General features: G+C 75.3%; 3 protein-coding genes. 2 read left to right on the top strand and 1 reads right to left on the bottom strand.

Going from position 1 to position 6,870, the window contains the following annotated elements:
- The coding region (locus tag HW577_RS17520) for a M20/M25/M40 family metallo-hydrolase (RefSeq protein WP_198377438.1) at positions 1-298 on the top strand (298 nt) is incomplete at its 5' end.
- 3 nt (positions 299-301) lie between these two features.
- On the opposite strand, the gene HW577_RS17515 is transcribed toward HW577_RS17520, so the two are convergent.
- Positions 302-1,447, bottom strand: coding sequence for a hypothetical protein (locus HW577_RS17515; protein WP_198377437.1), 1,146 nt, complete (start codon positions 1,445-1,447; stop codon positions 302-304).
- Positions 1,448-1,603: 156 nt separating this feature from the next.
- Between HW577_RS17515 and HW577_RS17510 the strand changes: the two genes are divergently transcribed.
- On the top strand, positions 1,604-6,709 hold the full coding sequence (locus HW577_RS17510; protein WP_198377436.1) for an alpha-2-macroglobulin family protein: 5,106 nt from the start codon (positions 1,604-1,606) through the stop codon (positions 6,707-6,709).
- Positions 6,710-6,870 lie beyond the last annotated feature (161 nt).

Here is a 6,870-nt window from a genome sequence, read left to right as displayed (position 1 = left end):
CGCGCGGCGGGGCGTGACCATCGACCGCGGCGCGCGCAACGCCGCGCCGGTCGGGCCCTGCGATGCCGGGCTGCGGGCCGAGCTTGCCGCCGCCGCGGCGCGCATGGGCGTCGCGACCGTCCCGCTCGGCTCCCCCGCCTCCCACGACGCGGCGAATTTCGCCGCCGCGGGCATCCCGACGGGCCTGCTGCTGGTCCGCAACGCGAATGGCAGCCACAACCCGCGGGAGGCGATGGAAACGGCGGACCTGATGGCCGCCGCCGCCACCTTCGCCGCCTTCCTGCGCGACGCGGCCTGAAGGTCAGCGCGCGAAGGCGGCGCGCGGCACAGGGCCGATCGTCATCGGCGTGTCCATGCCGCGATGGTGGCGCCCGTTGATCGTGGCGAACAGTGTCGCGTCCGTGCCCGGCCGCTGCCGTGCCTCGATCGCCGCGACGAAGATGCCGTCCGCTGCCTGCTCCACCACGGTCCGGCCCACCGCCCCCAGCCCGGGCAGCGGCGCCATCGCCGCCAGCCGCGCCGCCATTGCCTCGGCCGCCGCTTCCGCCGCCGGGCGCAGCCGATAAGGAAGGGCGAGGCGCGTGATGATCCCATCCGCGTCGCGCCGCTCCGACAGCATCGCGAACACCCAGGGCGGCGGGCCCGGCAGCGTGTCGGTGTCGCGCATCTCGGCGGTCAGGGCCCGGCGCACCTCGTCGATGGGACCGGGCAGGATGGGCGGCGCGCTGCGCAGCGCCATCACGTAGACCACCGCCTGCGCCAGGTCGCGCGCGCCGGGGCCGCCCGCCGATGTGTCCGCCAGGGCGCGCAGTTCCGGCACATCCGCCAGGCGCCGGTCGCCGAAGGCGGCAGCCATGGTCGCGTCCTCCCGCGTCGCCAGCAGGACCCCCGGGGCGGGCGCGGCATAGCGCAGGGAGAAGGCGAGGCCGCCCCCCAGCGCATCGCCGGGCGCGCGATGCTGCGGGTTCGGCGCGTTGTCCGCGCCGCGCACCAGCACCGGCTGGCCCGCGATGCTGCGTGGAGCGAAGCCGCGCGCCGCGAGCGGCCCGGCCAGGGTCGCCAGAGACGGCATGCGCGCGCCGGCCAGCACGCGGACGCCGTTCGGCATGCCGCCGGTCTCGAGCACGAGAAGCGCCTCGATCGCATCGAAGTCGAAGCCCGCGCCGCTCGGCCATTGTTCCACCTGCGCCATCGCGACGTCGTGGAACCCGAGCGGGGCGATGCGCCCGATCGCGGCGGCGCGCGTTGCGCCCGCGCCAGGGGTGGGTCCGCGGCCGCCGGCCAGCAGGTCGACCCGCGCATAGGACAGCAGCACCTGCCCGGGTTGCAGCGCCCCGGTCATGGGCGGCGGCAGCAGGCGCATCAGCGCCGGCAGGGAGGTCTCGGCCGCACGGGCCGGCGGGGCGGCAACGGCCAGGACCGCCGCCAGGAGAAGCGCGCTTCGCATGCGCGCATCCTGCGCGCGGGGCCGCGCCGCGTGCCATCCCGCCGCGCGGCGCGGCGTGAAGCGTTTCGGTCGCGGGCGCACGTTTCGTTGCACAGGTCACGTGCGCCGCAGCGCGCCACGTGCCATGCTCGCCGCGACCATCCGGAACCGCCCCACATGCGCCTCATCCGCCTGCTGACGCTGCTTGCCCTGCTGCTGCCGGGCCTCGCCGTCGCCCAGGAATTCGACCTGCCGGGCCTCGGCCGCGATTCCGGCATCTACCAGCAGGAGATGACGCGCCGCTTCCCCGCCGGCGGCAGCCCCGCCCAGCGCGCCGCCGCCGAGCAGCGCGCACGGGAAGCCGAGGCACGGCGCGACTTCGCCGCCGCCGCCACGGCCTGGGAGGAACGGATCGGCATGGGACAGCCCAATGCCGACCATTGGCTGTCGCTGGCCCAGGCGCAGCTCGGCCGCACCCCGCCCGACAACCAGCGCGCGCTGCGCGCCGCCTGGCGCGCCTTCCAGCTCGCCCCCTATGGCGAGCCCGAGGTCGCGCCGCTCTATGCCATCGCCGAGGCGCTGCGCCGGCTCGACCGCCCGGTGCAGCAGATCGACGCGCTCGAAGCGATCCTCCAGCGCGTGGACAGCCCCGAGCATCAGCAGCGGCTGGAAGCCGCGCGCCGCGCCGCGGGCATGCTGGTCCGCCGCGTCACGACGGAGCCGGAGGCCGAACCCGCGCGCGCCTGCCTCACCTTCACCAACGCGCCCGCGCGGCGGACGGATTGGGTGCCCGGCGACTGGATCCGCGCCGACCCGCCCATCCCGAACATGGCGGTCGAGCGCGAGGGCGACCTGCTCTGCGTCGCCGGCCTGCCCTGGGGTGCGTCCACGCGCCTGATCCTGCGCGCCGGCCTGCCGGGCGAGGACCGGCAGAACCTGCGCCAGGAGACCGCCGTCGCCGTCGCCATGCCGAACCGGGACGCGCGCATCGCCTTCGACACGCGCGCCTTCATCCTGCCGCGCGGGCAGGAATCGCGCATCGGCGTCGCGACCGTGAACGTGCAGGCGGTGACGATGCGCGTCATCCGCGTGGCGGAACGCAACCTGGTCCCCCTGCGCCGCGACTGGACGCCGGGGGAAGCGATCGAATCCTGGTCGGCCGACCAGATCAGCGAGGATCTCGGCCGCATCCTCTGGGAAGGCCGCGCCGAATTGCAACGCGTCGAGCCCAACCGCACGCATCGCGCGATCCTGCCGCTGCCGGACGTGATGCGCTCCGCCGGTCCCGGCGCCTACCTGATCGTGCTGCGCAACGCGGACAATCGCCGCGGCGGCGGGGAAGCCTCCGCCCTGCCCTTCTTCGTCACCGATCTCGGCCTGACCGCCTGGCGCGGCACGGACGGGCTCGCGGTCCAGGCCCGCGGGCTGCAGGGCGCGGCGCCCATCGCCGGCGCGCGGCTGATGCTGATGGCGCGGAACAACGAGATCCTGGCCGAAGCCCGCACGGGCGATGACGGCCTCGCGCGCTTCAACGCGGCGCTGCTGCGCGGCACCGGGCCCATCGCGCCCGTCGCCGTGCATGCGGAAACCGGCGACGACCTCGCCGCCATCTCGCTCGACTCCGCCTCCTTCGACCTGTCGGATCGCGGTGCCACGGGCCGCCCGCACCCCGGGCCGGTCGATGCCTTCGTCTGGCTCGACCGCGGCATCTTCCGTCCCGGCGAAACCGTCAACGCCGCCGCCCTGATCCGCGACGCGGCGGGCCGGCCGCTCGACCTTCCCGTGCGGCTGCGCCTGCGCCGCCCGAACGGCCAGGTGGCGCAGGAATTCGTCCCGCCGCGGCAGGATGGCGGCGCGCTCTACTGGCCGATGCGGCTGTCGATCGGCGCGCCCTACGGCGTCTGGACGCTGGAGGCGCTGACCGACCCCGACGCGCCGCCGGTCGGCCGCGCCACCTTCCGCGTCGAAGCCTTCGTGCCCGAGCGGCTCGAGGTGAATGCCGGCCCGGCGCCGGGCCCGCTCGTGCCCGGCCCGCGTGGCCTCGAAGTGCCGGTCACCGCGCGCTTCCTCTATGGCGCGCCCGGCTCCGGCCTGACCGGCCAGGCCGAAATGCGCCTGCTGCACGACCCGGAGCCATTCGCCGACTGGCGCGGCTGGCGCTTCGGCCTGGCGCAGGAACAGTTCGCGCCCGACCTGCTGACCTTCGAGATCCCCGAGACCGACGCGCAGGGCCGCGCGACGCTGACGCTGAACCTGCCGCAGGCGCCGGACACGACGCGCCCGGTCCGTGGCGAGGTCACGGTTTCCATGAGCGAGCCCGGCGGACGGGAGACGCGTACGCGCTTCTCCGTGCCGGTGCGCGCGCGCGGCAATTTCGTCGCGCTGCGCCCGGCATTCGAGAACGACGCGATCGACGCCGGCGCCGAAGCCGCCTTCGACATCGCCGCCGTCTCGCCCGAAGGCCGTGACGTCGCGGCGACGCTGCGCGTGCGCTTGGTGCGCGAACGCCCGAACTGGCGGATCGTCGTGCGCGGGTCGATCGCGCGGTGGGAGACGATCTGGCGCGACGAACCCGTCGATGCGCAGGAAATCCGCGTCACGCCGGGCCAGCCCGCGCGCTTCGCCCGATCCCTCCAGTTCGGCCGCTACCGGCTGGAAGTGGCCGATGCGAACGGGCTCGGCATCTCCTCCATCCGCTTCCGCTCCGGCTGGGCGGGGGCCGAGAGCGCCGAGATCCCCGACCGCGTCGATGTCGCCGCCGACCGCCGCGCCTATGCGCCGGGGGAGACCGCGCGCATCCGCATCACCCCGCCCTTCGCCGGGCGCGCCTCCGTCGCCGTGCTGACCGATCGCCTCGTCTCCCTGCGCGAAGTGCAGGTGGCCGAGGGCGGCACCGACGTCGAGGTGCCGGTCGATGCCGCCTGGGGTCCCGGCGCCTATGTGGCCGTGACCGTGTTCCGCCCCGGCGAGACGCGGGCGGGCCAGCCGGGGCGTGGCCTCGGCCTCGCCTGGGTCGGCATCGACCCCGCGCCGCGCACCCTGGCCGTGACCATCGACACGCCGCCGCTGGTGCGCCCGCGCCAGCGCCTTGATGTGCCGGTGCGCGTGGCCAATGCCGGCGGCCCCGTGCTGCTGACGCTGGCCGCCGTCGATGAGGGCATCCTGCGCCTGACCAACTTCGCCAACCCCGATCCCGGCGCGCATTTCCTCGGCCGGCGCAGGCTCGGCGTCGATATCCGCGACGATTACGGCCGGCTGATCGCGCCCGCCGAAGGCGAACTCGCGCTGCTCCGCCAGGGCGGCGACGAGGCCGATGGCGCGGACGCGATCCAACCGCCGCAGCGCCTCGTCAGCCTGTTCTCCGGCGTGGTGCGCGCGGATGCGAACGGTGTCGCGATGGTCCCGCTCGACATCCCGGACTTCGCGGGCGAGTTGCGCCTGATGGCGGTCGCCTGGGAAGGCACGCGCGTCGGCGCGGCGGCGAAGCCGCTGACCGTGCGCGACCAGGTGGTGGCGGAAGCCCTGCTGCCGCGCTTCCTCGCCCCCGGCGACGAGGCCGGCATCTCCGTCCTGCTGCACAACATCGAATTGCCGCAGGGCGAAGTGGCGGCCGAGATCAGCGTCACCGGCGGGCTCGCCCTCGGCGGTCCCGCGCGGCTCGCGGCGAACCTCGCCACCGGCGCGCGCGCCCAGCCGGGCACGGTGCTGCGCGCGACCGAGGCCGGCGAGGGCACGATCCGCCTCGCCGTCACCGGCCCGGGCGGCTTCCGCGTGGAGCGCGAGAGCCGGATCACCATCCGCTCCTCCCGCCCGCGCGTGACGGAAGTGGCGGGCGTCGAACTGCCGCCCGGCGCCGAACTGCCGGTCGCGCCGCCGATCGAGCGCTTCGCCGCCAATTCCTGGCGCGCCTCCGTCTCCTTCGGCTCCGCGGTGCGCTACGACGTCGCGGGCATGCTGCGCGCGGTGGAGGATTTCCCGCTCGCCTGCCTCGAGCAATCGGCCTCGCGCGCCCTCGCGCTCTCGGCCGGCATGTCCGAGGAAGGGGACACGGACCGCGCCATCCGCCTGCAGCGTTCGGTCGATTCCATCCTCGACCGGCAGCGCTTCGACGGGTCCTTCGGCATGTGGAGCGCGAGCGGGGACAGCCAGCCCTGGCTCACGCCCTATGCCGTCGAGGCGCTGATCCGCGCCCGCACGGCGGGGGCGACCGTGCCGGAAGGCGCGCTACGCGAAGCCCTGCGCTTCCTCGACGAAGCCATCGAGGACGCGGCCGGCGACACGCCCGTCGAGCGCGCGGCGCAGGCCTACCGCCTGCACGCCCTCGCCCTGGCCGGCCAGCCGCGCCTGGGTGCGGCGCGCCGGCTGATGGAAAGCCTGGACGAGTTGCCGACGCAGCTGAGCCGCGCGCAGCTCGCCGCCACCTTCGCACGTGGCGGCGACCGCGCGCGGGCGGAGCAGGCCTTCCTGTCCGCGCTCGCCGCGACGGGCCGGCGCTTCTGGTACGCCGACTACGGCAGCGCGCCGCGCGATGCGCTCGCCACCGCGACGCTGCTGCGCGAAAGCGGGCTGCTGCCCGAACGGCTCTCGACGCTGATGACGACGCTGCCCGGCGCCGAGCTCACGCCGCGCACCACCAGCACCCAGGTGCAGGCCTGGGCGGTGCTGGCGGCGCAGGTGCTCGGCCAGGGCACGCGCGCGGCGGTCGTCGCCGTGAACGGGTCGGCCCTGCCGCAGCGGCCCATCGTGTCGGCGTCGCTGAGCGGGCCCGGCACGGCGCGCAACCTCGGCACCGCACCGGTGTGGCAGAGCGTGACGATCACCGGCATCCCGCGCGAGGCGCTGCCCGCCGCGCGCGAGGGCTTCCGCGTTTCCCGCCGTTTCTTCGGCCTGGACGGGCAGCCGCTGAACCTCGACACGCTGCGGCAGAACACGTCGTTCGTGATGCTGATGGAACTCCGGTCCGAGACGAACGACCGGCACGAGGCGATGCTGATCCATGGCCTGCCGGCGGGATGGGAGATCGCCTCCCGCCTGCCGGCCGGGGACATCCCCGGCATGCCGTGGCTCGGCACGCTGACGGAAGTGGACAGCCAGCCGGCGCTGGATGACCGCTACGCGGCGGCCGTCACCATCACGCCGCAACGGCCCTTCGCCCGCATCGCGGTGCGGCTGCGCGCCGTCACCCCCGGCACCTTCGAACTGCCGGGCGCGGAAGCGCAGGACATGTACCGGCCGGGCATCTTCGCCCGGCAGAACGCGGCGAGGATCACGGTGCTGCCGTGAGGCGGTCGTGGCGGTGGTTGACGGAGGGGGCCTTGCCCCCTCCGGACCTCCCCCACCAGAGGCCGAAAGGCCTCTGGACACCGGGACTTGATCGGGGCGTGCGGGGAGGGGGCATGGCGCGCCCTTCGCGCCGGCCGCACTCGTGAGCCCCCTCCCCGCAC

The organism is Neoroseomonas rubea, assembly GCF_016106015.1.
Lineage (GTDB): Bacteria > Pseudomonadota > Alphaproteobacteria > Acetobacterales > Acetobacteraceae > Neoroseomonas > Neoroseomonas rubea.
Note: the sequence above shows the minus strand (reverse complement) of the source record. Positions and strands in the feature narration are given on the sequence as shown.

Excerpts from the sequence above, each read along its gene's own strand:
- HW577_RS17515 (WP_198377437.1), bottom strand. The coding sequence starts at position 1,447 with ATGCGAAGCGCGCTTCTCCTGGCGGCGGTCCTGGCCGTTGCCGCCCCG.
- HW577_RS17510 (WP_198377436.1), top strand. The coding sequence starts at position 1,604 with ATGCGCCTCATCCGCCTGCTGACGCTGCTTGCCCTGCTGCTGCCGGGC.